This window comes from Lysinibacillus sp. FSL P2-0066 (assembly GCF_037969495.1).
Taxonomy (GTDB): Bacteria; Bacillota; Bacilli; order Bacillales_A; family Planococcaceae; genus Lysinibacillus; species Lysinibacillus boronitolerans.
Genome location: NZ_CP150202.1, coordinates 4,273,975 through 4,291,133 on the forward strand (window position 1 = coordinate 4,273,975; position 17,159 = coordinate 4,291,133).

At 37.8% G+C, this 17,159-nt stretch carries 18 protein-coding genes and 1 pseudogene; 6 read left to right on the plus strand and 13 right to left on the minus strand.

Translation table 11 applies throughout. From position 1 onward, the window contains the following. The first annotated feature begins 325 nt into the window (after positions 1-325). Positions 326-715: a RidA family protein gene (locus MKZ14_RS21285; protein ID WP_036079641.1), complete on the plus strand. Its 390-nt coding sequence runs from the start codon at positions 326-328 to the stop codon at positions 713-715. Positions 716-805: 90 nt separating this feature from the next. Here the strand turns inward: MKZ14_RS21285 and MKZ14_RS21290 are convergent, their stop codons facing one another. After that, the gene (locus MKZ14_RS21290) at positions 806-2,203 is read right to left on the minus strand and encodes an amino acid permease (protein ID WP_339280446.1); all 1,398 of its coding nucleotides are present in this window, start codon (positions 2,201-2,203) and stop codon (positions 806-808) included. 263 nt (positions 2,204-2,466) lie between these two features. Beyond that, entirely contained in the window at positions 2,467-3,048 is a 582-nt protein-coding gene (locus MKZ14_RS21295; protein WP_036079645.1) for a TetR/AcrR family transcriptional regulator, read from the minus strand. A gap of 294 nt (positions 3,049-3,342) precedes the next feature. On the opposite strand from MKZ14_RS21295, the gene MKZ14_RS21300 reads away from it, so the two are divergent. The 3 genes and pseudogenes from MKZ14_RS21300 to MKZ14_RS21310 all read left to right on the plus strand — a co-directional run. Beyond that, the gene (locus MKZ14_RS21300; RefSeq protein ID WP_339281024.1) at positions 3,343-4,500 is read left to right on the plus strand and encodes an MFS transporter; all 1,158 of its coding nucleotides are present in this window, start codon (positions 3,343-3,345) and stop codon (positions 4,498-4,500) included. Positions 4,501-4,524: 24 nt separating this feature from the next. Further along, positions 4,525-5,598, plus strand: a complete 1,074-nt coding sequence (locus MKZ14_RS21305) for an LLM class flavin-dependent oxidoreductase (RefSeq protein ID WP_339280447.1) — start codon at positions 4,525-4,527, stop codon at positions 5,596-5,598. A gap of 11 nt (positions 5,599-5,609) precedes the next feature. Beyond that, positions 5,610-5,969: pseudogene (locus MKZ14_RS21310) on the plus strand (alpha/beta hydrolase fold domain-containing protein); the annotation flags it as partial. Positions 5,970-6,106: 137 nt separating this feature from the next. Here the strand turns inward: MKZ14_RS21310 and MKZ14_RS21315 are convergent. From MKZ14_RS21315 to MKZ14_RS21335, 5 genes are all read right to left on the minus strand, one after another. After that, positions 6,107-7,045, minus strand: coding sequence for a ring-cleaving dioxygenase (locus MKZ14_RS21315; protein ID WP_339280448.1), 939 nt, complete (start codon positions 7,043-7,045; stop codon positions 6,107-6,109). A gap of 74 nt (positions 7,046-7,119) precedes the next feature. Further along, positions 7,120-7,713 carry an NADPH-dependent FMN reductase gene (locus MKZ14_RS21320; protein ID WP_016993431.1) on the minus strand — a complete coding sequence of 198 codons (594 nt, stop codon included), beginning with the start codon at positions 7,711-7,713 and terminating at the stop codon, positions 7,120-7,122. A 137-nt stretch (positions 7,714-7,850) separates the two neighbouring features. Next, a complete protein-coding gene (locus MKZ14_RS21325) occupies positions 7,851-8,195 on the minus strand; it encodes a hypothetical protein (RefSeq protein ID WP_258858902.1) in 345 nt (114 codons plus the stop codon). 22 nt (positions 8,196-8,217) lie between these two features. Then, on the minus strand, positions 8,218-8,742 hold the full coding sequence (locus tag MKZ14_RS21330) for a GNAT family protein (RefSeq protein WP_339280449.1): 525 nt from the start codon (positions 8,740-8,742) through the stop codon (positions 8,218-8,220). A gap of 16 nt (positions 8,743-8,758) precedes the next feature. Next, entirely contained in the window at positions 8,759-9,178 is a 420-nt protein-coding gene (locus MKZ14_RS21335; protein ID WP_016993434.1) for an Lrp/AsnC family transcriptional regulator, read from the minus strand. A 109-nt stretch (positions 9,179-9,287) separates the two neighbouring features. Between MKZ14_RS21335 and MKZ14_RS21340 the strand changes: the two genes are divergently transcribed. Further along, positions 9,288-9,692, plus strand: a complete 405-nt coding sequence (locus MKZ14_RS21340; RefSeq protein WP_036079658.1) for a carboxymuconolactone decarboxylase family protein — start codon at positions 9,288-9,290, stop codon at positions 9,690-9,692. Between the two features lie 52 nt (positions 9,693-9,744). On the opposite strand, the gene MKZ14_RS21345 is transcribed toward MKZ14_RS21340, so the two are convergent. From MKZ14_RS21345 to MKZ14_RS21360, 4 genes are all read right to left on the minus strand, one after another. Then, on the minus strand, positions 9,745-10,149 hold the full coding sequence (locus MKZ14_RS21345; RefSeq protein WP_026023431.1) for an Rrf2 family transcriptional regulator: 405 nt from the start codon (positions 10,147-10,149) through the stop codon (positions 9,745-9,747). 107 nt (positions 10,150-10,256) lie between these two features. Continuing rightward, the gene (locus MKZ14_RS21350; protein WP_016993436.1) at positions 10,257-10,784 is read right to left on the minus strand and encodes a cupin domain-containing protein; all 528 of its coding nucleotides are present in this window, start codon (positions 10,782-10,784) and stop codon (positions 10,257-10,259) included. A 323-nt stretch (positions 10,785-11,107) separates the two neighbouring features. Next, positions 11,108-12,229 carry a serine hydrolase gene (locus MKZ14_RS21355; RefSeq protein ID WP_339280450.1) on the minus strand — a complete coding sequence of 374 codons (1,122 nt, stop codon included), beginning with the start codon at positions 12,227-12,229 and terminating at the stop codon, positions 11,108-11,110. Between the two features lie 473 nt (positions 12,230-12,702). Then, positions 12,703-13,146 (minus strand): SRPBCC family protein, encoded by a 444-nt coding sequence (locus MKZ14_RS21360; RefSeq protein ID WP_016992784.1) that lies wholly within the window; start codon positions 13,144-13,146, stop codon positions 12,703-12,705. A 410-nt stretch (positions 13,147-13,556) separates the two neighbouring features. Between MKZ14_RS21360 and MKZ14_RS21365 the strand changes: the two genes are divergently transcribed. Beyond that, complete coding sequence (locus MKZ14_RS21365) at positions 13,557-14,396, plus strand: YitT family protein (protein ID WP_036079667.1); 840 nt, start codon at positions 13,557-13,559, stop codon at positions 14,394-14,396. Between the two features lie 324 nt (positions 14,397-14,720). Here the strand turns inward: MKZ14_RS21365 and MKZ14_RS21370 are convergent, their stop codons facing one another. Together MKZ14_RS21370 and MKZ14_RS21375 are read right to left on the minus strand one after the other, a co-directional pair. Continuing rightward, positions 14,721-15,629 carry a D-alanine--D-alanine ligase gene (locus tag MKZ14_RS21370; RefSeq protein WP_339280451.1) on the minus strand — a complete coding sequence of 303 codons (909 nt, stop codon included), beginning with the start codon at positions 15,627-15,629 and terminating at the stop codon, positions 14,721-14,723. A gap of 4 nt (positions 15,630-15,633) precedes the next feature. Then, positions 15,634-17,082 carry a PLP-dependent aminotransferase family protein gene (locus MKZ14_RS21375; protein WP_339280452.1) on the minus strand — a complete coding sequence of 483 codons (1,449 nt, stop codon included), beginning with the start codon at positions 17,080-17,082 and terminating at the stop codon, positions 15,634-15,636. Between the last annotated feature and the right edge of the window lie 77 nt (positions 17,083-17,159).

Consider the following 17,159-nt stretch of genomic DNA (forward strand, 5'->3'; position numbering starts at 1 on the left):
AATTTCCCTCTCATTTAATGAGTATAGCCATCTACCTTCAAAATAAGACGAAATGTATGTTTCTTTTAGAAGTGTCTCTATAAAACCTAAGGCGGGGGTGAAGTGAATTGTATGTCTTGTCAAATTAAAAAGTCGATACTTTTATCCTTTGTGAAAGCTTTATCAGCGTATTAGCCAAAATTCTATAAATCTATTATAACCCTTTAATCCAGCATATCCAATTTGTATGTTCATTTATAATGGTATTTGTATAGAACTTTTATCAACTATTACTTTATGCTATTTTGATTAGAGATATAAATAAAATAGAGACAGGACTGATTCTATGAAAATCGCGAGAAATCCTCAGAACATTCATCCACCCGTTGCTCCTTATGTTCATCAAATTGAGGTGACAGGACCTCAGAGATCGTTAACGTTATCTGGACAGATTGGCATGATGACCGATGGATCTATACCTGAAGATGCAATAGGACAATTGAAGATAGCACTTGAAAATATTAAAAAAAATCTAGCTAGTGCCGATATGGAAATTCAGGATATTACAAAGCTCGTATTTTATTTAGTGGGGGATATGGATGCTAATCGACGAAAGGAAATTATCAATGACTTCTTGGGGGAACATCTTCCATGCACAACATTAATGTATGTCGTTGCTCTTGCTACACCTGCATTAAAGGTTGAGATTGACGCATGGGCTTGTAAGGAATTATAAACTCATAATATGTAGAATGTTATAGAAATATGTGGTTTCTTTATAGAAAATACCCCTCTAGATGGCTCTAAAGGGGATCACATATTATTATTACTTTTTATCAGTAAAGCTTATTTTAGCATGTTTATAGCCATACAATAAGTAAACAACTAAGCCTATAAACAACCAAATGAAGAAGCGCAAAATTGTAAATAGTGGAAGACTAAAGATTAGCGCTAATGAACCCCCAACGCCAACAATTCCCACAAGCCAGATTGCTGGCACTTTAAATGCGCGTGGTTGTTCTGGCCTTGTGTAGCGAAGAACAATTACACTAACTGTCGTTAAAGCAAATGCTGTTAGACCTCCAATGTTAGCAAATTCCGCTAATTCACCGATAGATAAAAACCCTGATAACATAATACCTGTCAATACAACAATGACAATTGATAATACAGGTACACCAGTCTTTTTATTAGTTTGGGCAATTCTCTCAGGGAGAAGTCCATCACGGCTCATCGCAAATAGAACACGTGTAGCACTTGTGGTATTTGCAATCATTGTTGCAAGTAACCCAAATATAACTGCTACTGCAATGATTGCACCTCCCCATTGAATTCCTACAGACTGTAATGCAAACACAGTTGGGTTGGGAACATCTAAATCAGGGAATGGTACAATCCCTGTCAAAATTGCTGCAACAAGAGCATAAATCAGTGTTAATACACTTAGTCCGCCAATTAATGCTTTTGGTATTGTTTTCTGTGGATTTTTTACTTCTTCTAGTACAGTTGTTACCCCATCAAAACCTGTAAAAGCAAAAAATACTAATGCTGCTCCTGCCATGACACCCGACCAACCAAATGGTGTAAATGGCGTCCAGTTTACAGGATTTACATGGAAAGTTCCTATAACAAGAAATAAGATAATTGCTCCAACCTTCGCAATGGTAAATAATGTATTTGAACGACCAACATTTTTAATACCACTTAACGCAATCCAAGCTACGATTAGCCACCCTATGACTGCAGGTAGATTTACGATTCCACCATGTGCAATATCTTTTGTTAGAGCTCCTGGTAAATGGATACCGATAGATTGTAAAAATGAATCTACGTAACCGCTCCAGCCAACAGCCACTGTACTAGCAATTACGGTAAATTCCAATAATAAATCCCAGCCGATCATCCATGCAATAATTTCCCCTAATGCAATATAAGAATAGGTATAAGCGCTTCCGGCGACTGGGGCCATTGCTGCAAATTCAACATAAGCTAGTCCAACAGCAATTGTGACCAGTCCACCAATGAGGAAAGAAACAATTACCCCTGGTCCCGCATGTAAAGCAGCAGTCGTTCCAGGCAATACGAATATCCCTGCCCCTATTGTAGCCCCCAAAACATATAGCATTAACTGCCATGATCCTAGTTCTCTTTTAAGTTTAAAGCGTTCTACTTGAGTTATTTTATTGGCCTGCTCGATTGACTTTGTTCGTAGAAAATTCGCCATAATAACCACTCCACTTTCACTAATTGATGTTTTCTATCATTTTTATACATTTTTAATAGTAATTAGTATATTATATAATTTTCAAAATATAGTCAATGATTAGATTATTATCATAATTCCTTTTTATTAGAATAATTTGTGTGTCATCATAAATCAATCTGTTTTATTAATCTTTTACTTCTCTAACTAGAAAAGCTCAAAAAAACCCTTTAAAATATTATTTTAAAGGGTTACATAGACTCTCAATTCTATACTTTCAATAGTTATTTAAGTAATGTCAGCGTCGTTGCAATGGCATTGTCAACAAATGAGCGTTGTGGCTGCGATTTCAGCATAACTGTTAAACCTATTAACGCAACAATTAATGCTTGCGCTAAAGACTTTGCATCCGTGTTCGCCTCTAATTCTCCTGATTGAATTCCCCGTTCAATTGTCTCCTGAAAAATTACTGACAGATAGAGTTGATGCTCTCTCGTCAAAATCTCGAACTTCTCATCATGTGGAGCTAATTCAACCATTGTATTGATACAAAAGCACCCATTGCTAAGATCTTTTGTATATTCAGCAGTAATTACTTCTTCAAAAAATATAGAAAATGCCTGTTTTACAGAGGCGTAACTTTGGAGTTTAGTCCGTATTTCGGATGCGCGAGATGTCGTATATCTACGAAGTGCCGCTTCAAATAGCTCCTTTTTATCCCCAAACGTTGAATAAATACTAGGACGCTGAATCCCCATTCTAGCAGTAAGATCACTTAAAGAAGTCGCTTCATATCCCTTCTCCCAAAATAACTGCATTGCTGCCTCTAACACTTTTGCCTCATCAAATTCACGAGTTCTTGCCATTAAAGATACACCACCATTATGAAGAAATATTAAATTAATCATTACTCTTTATAATACCAAACAGTATGTAATTTTTCTATAATCAGATGTTTTTATTGTCCATTTTATTTAATCTTTCAAATTAATCGGATTATGTATTCCTAAATTTAGATTGACATATCCAATAACCTTAAGCTATATTTACCAATAATTATATTGTACCTAACGGTATGTTATAATCATTATTCGATAAAGAAAGGAGAATGCTATGTGAAGAATACAAATGCTGTACTTAATATACATCAGCAGTTTCCTATGTCTCGAGCTGTAACATTATTGTTCGCAACAGCCTGCGGAATGTCTGTTGCTAATATTTATTTTGCTCAGCCGCTGCTAGATGAATTATCGAATGATTTTGCTATTGATCAATCAATTATTGGTTTGATTATTACTATCACACAAATTTTCTATGGGCTAGGCTTACTTCTTCTAGTACCACTTGGAGATTTACTAAACCAACGACGCTTGATTATTGGACAAATGCTATTATCCACAGTGGCTTTGCTTATAGTCGGTACTGCCTCCTATGTTGAAGTGCTATTTGCAGGTATGGCCTTAGTTGGTCTACTTGCAGTCGTGACTCAAACCCTTGTTGCGTTCGCTGCAACTATGGCTTCCTCTACAGAACGTGGTCGTGTCGTAGGCATTGTTACAAGTGGCATTGTCATTGGCATACTACTTGCTCGTACCTTTGCTGGGTTAGTAACTGATCTTGCAGGGTGGCGTTCTGTCTATCTAGTCTCCGCCGCTTTCATGCTTCTAATGGTTGGTATGTTTTTAAAAGTGTTACCAAGGAGTGAGCGTGAAGTAAAATCACTAACCTATTCTCAGCTAATTCAATCCGTGTTCACGCTGTTTATTCGAGAGCGAACATTACGCATCCGCTCAATTTTAGCCATGCTAATTTTCGCTGATTTCAGTATTTTGTGGACACCACTTGTTCTGCCACTTAGTTCACCACCATTGGCTCTATCACACACTGTAATTGGCGCTTTTGGTCTTGTAGGTGTAGCAGGTGCATTAGCTGCTGCACAAGCGGGAAAAATTGCTGACCAAGGCTATGGACAAAGAACGACAGGCATTGCTTTAACGCTTTTACTTATCTCCTGGATATTTATTAACTATTTAGATAGTTCGTTCTTGGCATTAATTATAGGCATTGTGTTACTTGACTTGGCAGTGCAGGCAGTACATGTCACCAATCAGACGATGATTCTTCCATTACGTACAGAAGCACGAAGTCGACTGACCGCAGGCTATATGGTGTTCTACTCTATTGGTAGTGCTAGCGGTTCAATCGCTTCAACTCAGATGTATGCACATTTTGGTTGGGGAGGGGTTTGCTTACTCGGAGCCTCTATTAGTACAATTGCTCTTCTGTTTTGGGCAACAACTAAACGATTTACTAAATAAAAATTAGAATTGGAGAGATAACAAATGGAAATAGGAATTACTTCTTTCGTAGAAACAAAACCAGACGTTCACAGTGGTGAAGTAATTAGTCATGCACAGCGTTTACGTGAAGTAGTAGAAGAAATCATTCTTGCAGATCAAGTGGGATTGGATGTCTTTGGCATTGGCGAGCATCATCGAGAAGATTATGCCGCATCCTCTCCCGCAATGGTACTATCTGCTGCTGCTTCGCAAACGAAAAACATTCGACTCGCAAGTGCAGTAACTGTCCTTTCTTCAGCTGATCCTGTACGTGTCTTTCAGGATTTTGCCACATTGGATGGACTATCAAATGGACGTGCAGAGATCATGGCAGGTCGTGGTTCCTTTATCGAATCCTTCCCCCTATTTGGCTACGATTTACATGATTATGATGAATTATTTGAGGAACATTTAGATTTACTAATTAACATTCGTCAGTCTGAGAAAGTAGTTTGGGAAGGTAAACATCGACCAGCAATCAATCATTTAGGTGTGTATCCTCGACCGGTTCAACAGTCTCTCCCAATCTGGGTGGCTAGCGGAGGAAATCAACAATCTGCTATGCGTGCTGGCCTATTAGGATTACCCCTGATGCTAGCAATTATTGGTGGCAGCCCAATGCAATTTGCACCGATTGTACAGTTATATAAAAAGGCAGCGCTTCATGCGGGTCATGATTTATCAAAACTTCAGATAGGTTCTCATTCAATAGGTTTTGTTGGACCGAATACGGAATGGGCAGCAGACACATTTTTCCCATCAACAATGGCTGGTATGAATAAATTAGGCAAGGAAAGAGGCTGGCCTTATTATGATCGTTCTAGTTATGATGCTGCAAGAAGCTTTGAAGGAGCATTATATGTTGGTGATCCAGATACAGTTGCTGAAAAAATTATTCATCTTCGTAAACACGTAGGAATTACACGGTTTATGCTATACGTTCCTTTAAGTACCATGCCACATGATCAAGTCATGCAAGCTATAGAACTACTTGGAACAGAAGTTGCCCCCCGTGTACGTGAAGAAGTCGCCAATTGGGAAGCTGAAATGGCTCTAGAAGGAAAGCCATTGTTTTAAGATTTCAATATTCAACATATGAGGTTATTGATGATCATGCAACATGGAGTAGAACAAATAATTTGACTGCTTGGCGTTTGTACTTAGGAGAGGAGAAGGACATCAATGCACTTTCTCCGTATGCGGTCCCTGCAAGAGCTGAAAACTTAACAGGATTACCGCCAGCCTATATATGTATTGGCCAACTTGATTTATTTCTCGATGAAACCATTGATTATGTAACACGTCTTGCACAGGCAGGAATTGATGTTGAATTCCATCTTTACCCTGGCAGTTACCATTGTTTTGATGTCTTTGTGCCGGAAGCAAAAGTAAGTCAGCAGGCTATTCAGAATTATTTAGATGCCATGGCACGCGCACTCCATTTTTGATTAGCACTTCGCCTTCTAATAATAAAAAATGCGAAAATGTTGGCTATCAACATTTTCGCATTAATTGAAAATATATTGTGGACGTTCTATCTCAAAAATCTCGCCAACTTTAGCTTAGTTTGATCCTGCAAGCCTGCTTAATCAAGCTCACGTACTTTAATCGGAATTAATGTTCTCTCTAATTGTTCACGATGCTGCTCGTATTGAGGGGGCAACATTAATTGGCTACCCATTGTCTCTGGTGTCTCGTCATGAGCAAATCCAGGAGGATCTGTAGCGATTTCAAATAAGATTTCGCCAGGTTCACGGAAATAAATCGCATTAAAATAATTACGATCTTTTACTTCTGTTACATGTTGTCCATGATTCATCACATACTCTTGCCATTCTAAATGATCTGTATTATCTTGGGCTCTCCACGCAATATGATGCACAGTTCCTACACCCATTTGGCCACGTTGACCTGCAACTGTTTTTAAATCCACTGTATTGCCGATCTCTGCGCTAGAAGTAAAACGCGTATAGTCACCTTTCGTCGCTACCTTTTCAAGACCCATTACTTCTGTTAAAACTTTGGCAGTTTCTTCAGGGTGACTTGAGAATAGTGTAGCTCCACCAAATCCTTTGATAGCAACCTCAGGTGTTACTTCACCAAATGACCATTCGTTTACTTCACCTTCCGTACGTGCAACGAGTTCAATATGCAAACCATGCGGATCATCAAATTGAATGACTTGCTCACCAAAACGTTCAGCTTTTTGAAAAGGAATTGAGAATTTCGCTAAGCGATTAACCCAAAATGGCAGTGCCCCTTCTGGTACAACATACGTTGTAACGCCAACCTGACCATCACCAATACGTCCTTGATAAGCATTAGCCCATGGGAAGAAGGTGATAATTGTTCCTGGTTTTCCACCTTTGTCACCGAAATATAAATGATATGTGCCCGGATCATCAAAGTTTACTGTTTGCTTTACTAAACGTAAGCCTAATACTCCTGCATAAAAATCAATATTCTCTTGCGGATGTCCTACGATCGCTGTGATATGGTGTATACCTGCTGTATGTTTTTTCATGTTAACAAGCCCTTTCATGACTTTTTTCTCACCTATACTGTGCCCAATTTATCCCTACCTCAATCTGTATAAGATTAGCGAATTGTATATAACGCTTTAGACCACGGGATCAATTGGTCTAACATTTGGTTTACTGAATCTATTTGTACTTCTTTTGGTTTAAATTCTGTGCCATTTTCAAAATCTGTGAATAATGATAGTGCTGGGTGAACACGCACATCTGCGATTAAAAGCTCTCCCATAATTCCGCGTAAATGTTCTGCTGCACGAGCACCACCAACAGAACCATAAGATACGATTCCAGCTGCTTTGTTATTCCATTCAACACGTAAGTAGTCTAGTGCATTTTTTAATGCCCCTGTGATAGAGTGATTGTATTCTTGTACGATGAATACAAAACCATCTTGTTTAGCAATAATTTCTGACCAACCTTGTGCTCCTGAAGCATCCTGTCCTGGCTCACCCAATAATGGTAATTTATAATCAGCAATATCAATCACTGTATAATTGGCATCTCCGCGTTGATCTGCAATTTCCTTTACCCACTGTGCTACTTGAGGGCTTACACGACCCTCACGAGTTGATCCAATAATAATACCGATATTTAATTCTGCCATTGTTTGTTCCTCCTCTTTTTTTGTACGAAAGAATTTATTAAAAAACCCCATAATTATACCTCCTGACGAAGCTAAAGGTTCGAATTCGTTTATCTTGAATTTATTTATCTTGAATTCGAGATAATAATAGCACGAAATTTTTATAAACGTCAACAACTTTGTTTTTAAATTTAAAAAGGCAGAGAAAATTAATTCTCTGCCTTTCCTAAATGCATATAAACTTGTGATTTTAAATAACAATATTGACCGTCATTAGTATCTTGAAAAGCCTCTTCTCTATTTGAATCAATGTCTTGGTAGTCGATTAGGCATGGAAATTGTTCCTCCGTGAAATCCTTTCGTTCTCCATTAATGACATTATAAAAGTGCCAGCCTTCCTCAAGAAATGTCTTTCTAATTTCTCCTCCAAGAATATCCTGCACAACTAATGAAGTGACGCCACATTGTCCTTTTGCAGGGTTGTCCACACTCCATTTAGAACTTGATTGAATGGACCATGATTTTCTTAAGGCATTTAATACATCTTTTTCCATGCTGTAACTCCTCTCAAATACTTTAAAATGGGACTTCATCTATTTTTATTGGTGTCGACTTCCCTACTACCCAATCATCTTTAATGGCACCATAGACAATACTATCTGTCACGGTACCATCCCCATTTTCCCAAGCATTTCTTAAATACCCTTCCTTCACAAAGCCAGCTTTACTAAAGCATTTTCGCATTCCTATATTATCAACTCTTGTGTAGCCTTCAATACGAATTTTCTTTCTTTCGGCAAACAGATATTCTTGTAGCCAATGAAGTGCTTTGACACCATATCCTTTGCCTCGATAATTTGCATCTAAACGGATATCAAAAAGAGGGATCGTATCGTTTATATCATGAATAAAAATAACTCCAACTCTATCTCCATCTTCAAGTATCCAATGTGTTTCACGATTGTTCTGATAGTATCCTTCGGCATATGCAGCTCGAATAGCCTCTTCTTTTAAGTAGGAATTCGTGTGATACAACCATCTATTTTGCGTTAATAAATGAACTAAATCATCAATTTCTTCTTCAAATAATTTGATTTCCATACATATCTCCTTTCATCTAAACGTCCTCACATATATCTGAAAAAATAAAATTAGTTTTTGTATGTGCATATGGCTGTAATGCATCAATAAACTGCTCTACATCAGGAAAAGATTGAAAATGCCCCTTTAATAAAAAACATGACTCACCTGAAATGCGATAACAGAAGTCTATATTTGTATAAACCTTCAGATGTTCTTTAAAGTCTGCATAGCGGTTATTTTTGATTGTCGCCTCAACAATCGCTTCAATTGGATAACCCAATGCTTTTTTATTAATAGCCAACGTGTATCTCTTAATGACCTTCTGTTCCTCTAATTGTCTTATTCTTTCACGAACTGCTGGTGCAGATAAGTGAACCCTTCTTCCTAGCTCGCTCATAGAAATTCGACTATCTGCCTTTAATTCTTTTAGTATCATTTCATTAATGAAATCCATCGTGTAGATATCCCTTCTTTTTGAAAGAAAAACATCGTATTTTCCTTCGAATTACTATGTTAACCTCGTTATTAACATTTTACACTATTAATAGAAGGAGGAATGACTGATGACACTTATTCAATTACATAACAAGGGCTTAACACCCTTTCAACAATTATTAGGCTACAACGAGGGAATTCAGCTTCACTGGCAGCAGTTAGGGGACGTACTAGAAAAAGAGGGGCATCTATCTGCTCCATTAAAAGAAGAAGTTCGAAAAACATTAGCTCAAAAAAACGGATGTCAGTATTGTCAGGCTAAAGGCAAGCCCAATCCTCAGGACTATGATGAGAAAACAGCAGTATGTACAGGTTTTGCAGAAGCATTCCTGGCTACCAAAGGGCACACTGCCCCAAATATCACAGCTGTATTAAAAGACTATTTAACAGAAGCAGAGATTAGTGAGCTACTAGCATTTATTTGCTTCACGACAGCACAGCAATATTTTGGCGCACTCATGCAATTAACATAATAAGAAGCTAGGGGAGAACCCCTAGCTTCTTATTCAGCATGCTTCCTTTTAATTAAATTTTATTAGCTATATCTACAATAAATTTCTTACTAAGCTCTTCTTTCATATTATTTTCAGCATCCACCATCACTTGTTCAATGAGACAGCCTTGATGATGGAAGGAATCATCATGTTCAGAGGAACAACTAAATAATGAGGTTTGTCCCTCAATCGCACATATCACATCTAAAAACGATATTTCTTGGGAGCGCCTAGAAATACGATAACCACCGTTGACACCTGGATTCGACTCAATTAAACCTGCCTTCACAAGCTTAGTTAATATTTTGGAAAGATAGGTTGGTGATAATTTTTGCATTTCTGCTAAAGCCTCTACACTCATTGATTTCCCTTTAGGATTGAGTGTTAAAAATACCATTGTATGTAAAGCATAATTTGTTGCTTTTGAATACTTCATCATTCATCACCCTTCATTCAGGACCTTTATTATCTGCAATTAAAACACATTCTATCATAGTTAAAGAAAAAAGCATGTTTTGTATGAAAACACGCTTTTAAGATCTCTTAGTCATGCTGTCCATAACCCGCTTCTTCAGCCATAGCATCAGCCTTTGTTACATGAACAGTCCCAAATGGATGATTTGGTGGCGCATAAATTGTGTAAAGCTTCAGTGGTTTATCCCCTGTATTCGTAACATTATGCCATGTTCCTGCTGGTACCATAATAGCCGTATCTTCTGCGACATGTCTCTGATAGTTTAAATAATCTCTAGTTGGCCCCATTTGCGTTAATCCATGCCCCTCTTCAATACAAATGAATTGGTCCACATGTGGGTGTACTTCTAAACCAATATCTTCTCCGACATTAAGACTCATCACCGTTACTTGTAAGTTTGACCCTGTCCACAGTGCTGTACGATAATTTTTATTGCGCTTTGTAGCCTCTTCAATGTCGATAACAAATGGTCTTGGTCCAAAATCATTCTGGGTATTACTTCTTGGTGCTTGTTCTACCTGATTTGGATAAGCCCAATAAACAGGTTGATAGCCGTAATGATACGATTGATAATTACCGTAATAAGGGTGGTACATTTATCTCAATCCTCTCATGCATGATAACGCTATAGTATGCAGTTGAATGAAAGAAGGTACTCACATGTAGTTTGACTTAATTGAGTAATATTTATATATAGACTGGAGATAGGCATCCTGTATGCTACATTAGCAGAAAAGCTTGCAGGCACTACTGCGATTAAATAGTTTTCTGGACACGGTCATGGTATTCTCTCTATCCATCGTCTTAACTACTTAATGAATGACATGATCTATGAATGGGCCTCTTCTTTCTCAGAATTTCTTAAAAAAACTGATTGAGGAGCGTAGTCAATAGTATGAGCTGTCTTATCTAAGGACACTCACAACTCGGAAAATTCCTCTTTCAAACGCTTACGAAATGTATTATCTGTAAGAAATTTCAATTGAAAACTATTCATACTATTTGAGAGCTTAATCTGCTCCATTGTATTTAAGTTGTTAGCGAAAAAGGCTATCTCTGTTTGATTTCCATCTTTATCTTCCGCATAGGCTGCTAGTGTTAACACAAATGCAGTCGACCCTCCCTTTTGACCAGCATGTTTTAACCATGCTTGATTTCTAGGATTCTGCATTAATTGCTCCAACACAGGATCTAAATATTTATGTACCTCTGGACTAAAGAAATTTTTATCATTCAATTTTTTTAATATAGAGATGTAATCATTTGTTGTGGCCCTTATTAAACGATCAGACCATATCTTTTGAAAATCCATATTAAGCATTTTTTGAGCTTTTATTTTCTCCTCAATTGTCAAAGGATGTTCTATCCAATTCGAATGAATAGCCAATGCACGCTCACGATATTCAACCATATCCATTTTTCGTAAAGCAGTTAATGTTGCTTTTTTCGTTAAATTTTTTTCCTCCATCAAGTGAATGGGAATATAAAGTGCACTTACAATTGGATACAAAGGTTCATGATCCTCTACATTTAACTGTGTAAGCACATCATTAATTATTTGAAAGTCTAATACATGCATTAAATATTCCGTATTTGCATTGGAGCTATAGGCAATCATGCCATTTGCTACTTCACTTAAAGGTACACTATCTGCACCCTGAAGGTTTAACTGCGCCAACCATGCTTTATGTGCGCCGCCATCTGTTTTAGGAATGTAAAATGCCTCTAACTCCTTGAGATCGACTTGCTCTTGAGGATTAATACGGCCATCCGCTGCTTGTTGAGCATAGGCGATGGCTACGATTATTTTAACCGTACTTGCTAATGGTAGCTGCTCCTTGGTGTTTAGCTCCACCCAATGTTGTTGATTATAGTGAATGGCTACGGAAATATTTTCATCCTCTTTATGTTCCTTGATAAATTGCACGATATATTCAGGATCATTCTTCTTGATTTCTTTTTGAAACTTCCAAAAAATAATGCTACCTACAAAACCTATACAAACCAAAACACCGCCAATCATCCAATACAACTTTTTCATATTCATCCCTCCATCATTCAGCTGCTTCTAACAACCATTGCTGTAATACTGTAGACGACTGGTTATTTAATCCTTCTGGCGGCATCACTTCTAATACAGAATCCCTTGCTTGATTCACCTCGAATAGTCCTTCTTCATCTTAATGGTAGAGATGGAAGGGCGCTTATTAAAACACTGCCGAACATTCGAAAAATGATCTTCTCCATAGCAATAATAAGGGGAATCTGCATAAGACCATTAGATAAGGGATGCCCTCTCAGATATGTCACAGTTAGTCTGTTTAGCAGCCTGTTCGTTCTGGCGCTTCCCATGACCAAGCTGAAACGCACGGAGCACGCCCTTCTCCAGTGGTGCACAACGATGCAGTAATAATATCGTTCACCATTTTTAAAAAGATCCAGAAACGTTTTTCTCGCTGTACAAACTATTTCAGCTGCCAATTGCTCGATGATAACGATCGTTGATATACCTTCTTAATGAATTAGAGAAGCTCTTAAATTGCTAGCCCCATTTTCTAAATATCCTTTAAGGCATGTTAATGTATAGACCCAACCCTCTTTTTGGCCCATCATTTTTGCCACAATTTCTGGATCATGTGCATTTAACCCTGATTCTACAACAGTAATAATTGTTTCACTTTGTGATTCTTCAAGTGTGATGGTTACCATCGTCACTTCACCATGCTCTTCTCCCCAAACAAACACAATTTTTTTATCCATCTCCATTTCAAGGACGGTGATCACACCCTCTGCACCATACTCCTCATATTTAAGCGTGATTCTTTTACCTTCCCCCCATCTTTCGGAACTGCTAGAAAACCAATAATGCCCGATTTCAGTAGGGGAAATAATGGCTTCAAATACTTTATGGGCTGGTTGATTGATTTTTAGTTTCGTTGTCACATCCGTATTTATCATCGTTCATCATCCTTTTTTCATATTGTCTATCTACACCTTCGCCGAAATTTTCCATTAACCTTCCTTTCTAATAAAAATTCACTAAAAAAGGTGCGATTCTCCTAATGGAATCGCACCTTTTCACTTAAAATAAGCAGAAGGCGTATGGCCTCACCACCACTAAGTGTGGTAATTTTCTTTTGTAAATCAGTGCCAGCAAACTGCATGGAATGAAGTACGCTTCCTTTTCCATATTGCTACCTCCCGAAATGATCCTCCGTTATGTCAAGTTTCGAAAGTTCTCTCTAAAGACACACTAATTACTGTCGATATATCACAAATGAACATTCCAAAAAGTATATCATTTGGTGAAAACCTGATATAGTATGGAATTTAAGAAAAATAAAATTTGATTTGGTGGTGTTATGTGAATGAAGAAATACGTTATCGATATTTTAATGATTATGCTTGGATCACTGCTTTTTGCCCTAGCAGTTAACTTATTTGTTATTCCAAATGATTTAGGTGAAGGTGGCGTAACAGGCTTAACGATTATTGCTTATTATCTGTTCGGATGGTCGCCAAGTATTGTTAGTTTTGTTATGAATGCAGCTTTACTTATCGTGGGTTATAAATTTTTAAATAGACAAACAACAATTTATACAATCATTGCGGTCTCATTCCACTCTTTATTTTTACATTTAACAGAAACGTGGTCTATTTCTTCAGATGAGATTATCGTCAATACAATTTTTGGTGGCGTATTTGCAGGAGTCGGTATTGGCTTGATTATCAGAGTTGGTGGTACAACAGCAGGTTCTACCATTTTAGCGAGAATCACTAACAAATATCTTGGATGGAGTATTAGCTATGGACTTTTATTCTTCGATTTAATTGTTGCTTTTTCATCCTATTTTATCATTGGTGCAGAGGCATTAATGCTAACAATTGTTATGCTATATGTTGGTACTAAGGTAATGGAGTTTGTTATTGAAGGAGTTAACCCTAAAAAGGCAGTTACCATTATCTCTAAGAAGCCAGAAGACATTGCTGGACAGGTAACTGCTTATATGAATCGTGGGGTAACTGTGCTATCAGGTCATGGTTATTACACAAAGGAACAAAAGGAAATCCTGTATATTGTTATCAGTAAGCAAGAAGTTGTTAAGCTCAAAAAAATTGTCAAAGAAGTCGACAAGGACGCCTTTATTGCCATTCATGATGTAAGGGATGTTTTCGGAGAAGGCTTTATTGAATTAGCAAAATCATAAACAGTCAATAACACCTTTTGTAAGTAACAACAAAAGGTGTTTTATGTTGTTGAAAAAAGATTCATGTTACTAGCAACAAAAGATCTTTTGGCAAAGCGAAGGGGGATTTCCTTTTCACCAGCGTCCTTTCCATGGGGCGTCCGATGAGCCGCCTCACTCACTTACGTTCACTCCAGGGTCTCATCTGTGACGCTGGCTCCTCTCCAATCAACTATGTGCAAAAGTGTCTTTTCCTTATCTTTCATACTAACAGTAGAAGTAGCTTGCAACGGATATCCATTTTCACCTTTCACAAAAATTCTATTGGTGGTTTTGTTTTTCGATTTACCTATTTCTATCAATCTGTAAGGAGCTTTCAATAATACTGTCTAATAGTGCTGAATAGCTGATCCCCGCAGCAAGGGCACTTTTTGGTAGGAGGCTATTTTGCGTCATGCCAGGCAATGTATTAACCTCCAACACATAAGGAACACCATCCTTAATTAACATATCTACTCTTGCATAAACACTGCACTTTAAAGACTTGTAACTAATCATCGCTGCTTTTGCCACTCGGTCATGAATCGCAAGGGGCAGTTCCACAGGCTCCTCTACTGTAGAAGCATCGTCATATTTTGCCTGGTAGTCAAAAAATACTGCTGTATGTTTGATTGACAGCACTGGCAATAGCTGTTCATTGAGTATTGGGCATGTAATTTCGTCGCCAATCAAATATTGCTCAATAATGATTTCGCTATCCCAATTTAATACTTCTGTAACAGCAGCCAATAAGGCACTCCGATCATGAACAATTTGAACACCCACACTAGAGCCACCAGCATTCGGCTTAACTACAAGTGGATAACCCATAAGCTCTATATCCTGTAAGGGCAGCTCATCCCCCTTTATGAGATGCACCCAATCTGGTGTTGCGACACCTTCATATCGAAGAATTTTTTTAGCCATATTTTTATCCATGCACAAACTACTTGCTAGAAGACCGCTTCCTGTATAAGGAATACCCAATGTTTCCAGCACTCCCTGAATCGTACCATCCTCCCCGAACTTACCGTGAAGTGCTAATAAAGCCACATCAATGTCACGCACCTTGTCAATTACCTCTTTGTTGTCATCTAATGTAATGGCTACAACTTCGTATTTTCGCTTATCTAATTGAGTGACCATTTCCTTACCTGTCATGATGGAAACCTGCTTTTCAGAGGAAGTACCACCCATAATTACGCCAACCTTCATTTTTTCAACTCCCCATAACGTTTTTCAATGTATCACCAATGATTTGAATACCTCGAACAATATCGTCATCTGCTAAACGAGAAAAACCTAAACGAAATGTATTACTACCTCTCCCATTTGTATAAAATACATCGCCTGGATAAAATACTACGCCCTTGGCATAGCACTTCTCCAGCAACAAACGTGCATCTACTGCCTCTTCTAGCTCTATAAAGAGATGAAGCCCCCCATCCCCTGTTATCCTACTAAAGGGAATGTATTGCATACAGGCATGACGGGCAAGCTCATATTTTTTCTTGTAAACAAATCTTGCTTTCTTTAAATATTTTTCAAAGTAACCAGCCTGTAAATATTGATATAACACTGCCTGATCCAGTGTTGATGTATGAATTGTTCGCGCTCTTTTCATACTTTCCAAGCTATCAATTAACTCCTTATCTGCTAAAATCCAGCCAACACGTAAGCCAGGGAAAAGAATTTTAGAAAAGCTACCAATATAGACAATGTTATTACCTGTACCACTAAAAGCGATTAGTGGTGCCAAATGAGAGCTTGAATACCTTAATTCCTCATTAAAACCATCTTCTACAATGGGTATTTGATATTTTGAAAAAAGCTGAAAAATAGCACTCCTTTTCTCGGAGGAAGTGACAATTCCTGTTGGATTATGATAGGACGGGATAAGATAGGCAAAATCGAAATCCTTATCTGCTAACGTTTTTTCCACCTGTTCCATGTCAATCCCGTCATCTTGCATATCGATGCCATGTATGTCTAGCCCATGCAAACGGAAAAGCTTCAATGCTGCGTGATGTGTAGGATTTTCACATAGTACACGCCCTGATTTTTTAGCTAAAGAGGTCAATAAAATATCGAGACCTTCTGTAAAACCATTTGTAATTAAAATATCTTTATTAGAGATGTCTACACCTTTCATCTCCATATAGCTAAGAAGATGGTCAATTAAAGGCTTATATCCCTTGGCATAGCCATAGTTCAAGACAATATCTCCTTCAATCGACATTCTTGTGAGAAACGCCCTTTTGAAATTTTCAACATCAAAAAGCTTTTCTTCTGGGGCAATACTCGTAAACGAAATCATGCCTTTTTTCCAGTGTATATCTTGCCGTATTAAATCGATTTCATCTGCTAATAAAGTGGTTTCATTCAGCCTTTGCTTCCAATCTATTTCAATAGAAGAAGTTTTCAATGTAGTAACCTTTCCGATAAAATGCCCTTTTCCTTTCACTGCATAAATGATGCCATCTAGCTCTAATTCGGCATATGCATTCAGCACCGTATTCCTACTGACCGCTAATAGCTTACTAAGTTCACGGGTAGATGGAAGCTTTTGATGTTCCAACAGATGCCCCTTGACAATCATGTCTTGAACATAATCCTTCAATTGTACATAAATTGGTCGTTCATCCATAAGCTTAAAATCACTAAACACTTCCTAACCCCCTTGCTTCATTTTTGCATAAACCATGATAACCAAAAAGGTCCACGCATTATGTAATTTCCTGTTAG

Excerpts from the sequence above, each read along its gene's own strand:
- MKZ14_RS21285 (WP_036079641.1), top strand. The coding sequence starts at position 326 with ATGAAAATCGCGAGAAATCCTCAGAACATTCATCCACCCGTTGCTCCT.
- MKZ14_RS21290 (WP_339280446.1), bottom strand. The coding sequence starts at position 2,203 with ATGGCGAATTTTCTACGAACAAAGTCAATCGAGCAGGCCAATAAAATA.
- MKZ14_RS21295 (WP_036079645.1), bottom strand. The coding sequence starts at position 3,048 with ATGGCAAGAACTCGTGAATTTGATGAGGCAAAAGTGTTAGAGGCAGCA.
- MKZ14_RS21300 (WP_339281024.1), top strand. The coding sequence starts at position 3,343 with ATGTCTCGAGCTGTAACATTATTGTTCGCAACAGCCTGCGGAATGTCT.
- MKZ14_RS21305 (WP_339280447.1), top strand. The coding sequence starts at position 4,525 with ATGGAAATAGGAATTACTTCTTTCGTAGAAACAAAACCAGACGTTCAC.
- MKZ14_RS21315 (WP_339280448.1), bottom strand. The coding sequence starts at position 7,045 with ATGAAAAAACATACAGCAGGTATACACCATATCACAGCGATCGTAGGA.
- MKZ14_RS21320 (WP_016993431.1), bottom strand. The coding sequence starts at position 7,713 with ATGGGGTTTTTTAATAAATTCTTTCGTACAAAAAAAGAGGAGGAACAA.
- MKZ14_RS21325 (WP_258858902.1), bottom strand. The coding sequence starts at position 8,195 with ATGGAAAAAGATGTATTAAATGCCTTAAGAAAATCATGGTCCATTCAA.
- MKZ14_RS21330 (WP_339280449.1), bottom strand. The coding sequence starts at position 8,742 with ATGGAAATCAAATTATTTGAAGAAGAAATTGATGATTTAGTTCATTTA.
- MKZ14_RS21335 (WP_016993434.1), bottom strand. The coding sequence starts at position 9,178 with ATGGATTTCATTAATGAAATGATACTAAAAGAATTAAAGGCAGATAGT.
- MKZ14_RS21340 (WP_036079658.1), top strand. The coding sequence starts at position 9,288 with ATGACACTTATTCAATTACATAACAAGGGCTTAACACCCTTTCAACAA.
- MKZ14_RS21345 (WP_026023431.1), bottom strand. The coding sequence starts at position 10,149 with ATGAAGTATTCAAAAGCAACAAATTATGCTTTACATACAATGGTATTT.
- MKZ14_RS21350 (WP_016993436.1), bottom strand. The coding sequence starts at position 10,784 with ATGTACCACCCTTATTACGGTAATTATCAATCGTATCATTACGGCTAT.
- MKZ14_RS21355 (WP_339280450.1), bottom strand. The coding sequence starts at position 12,229 with ATGAAAAAGTTGTATTGGATGATTGGCGGTGTTTTGGTTTGTATAGGT.
- MKZ14_RS21360 (WP_016992784.1), bottom strand. The coding sequence starts at position 13,146 with ATGATAAATACGGATGTGACAACGAAACTAAAAATCAATCAACCAGCC.
- MKZ14_RS21365 (WP_036079667.1), top strand. The coding sequence starts at position 13,557 with ATGAAGAAATACGTTATCGATATTTTAATGATTATGCTTGGATCACTG.
- MKZ14_RS21370 (WP_339280451.1), bottom strand. The coding sequence starts at position 15,629 with ATGAAGGTTGGCGTAATTATGGGTGGTACTTCCTCTGAAAAGCAGGTT.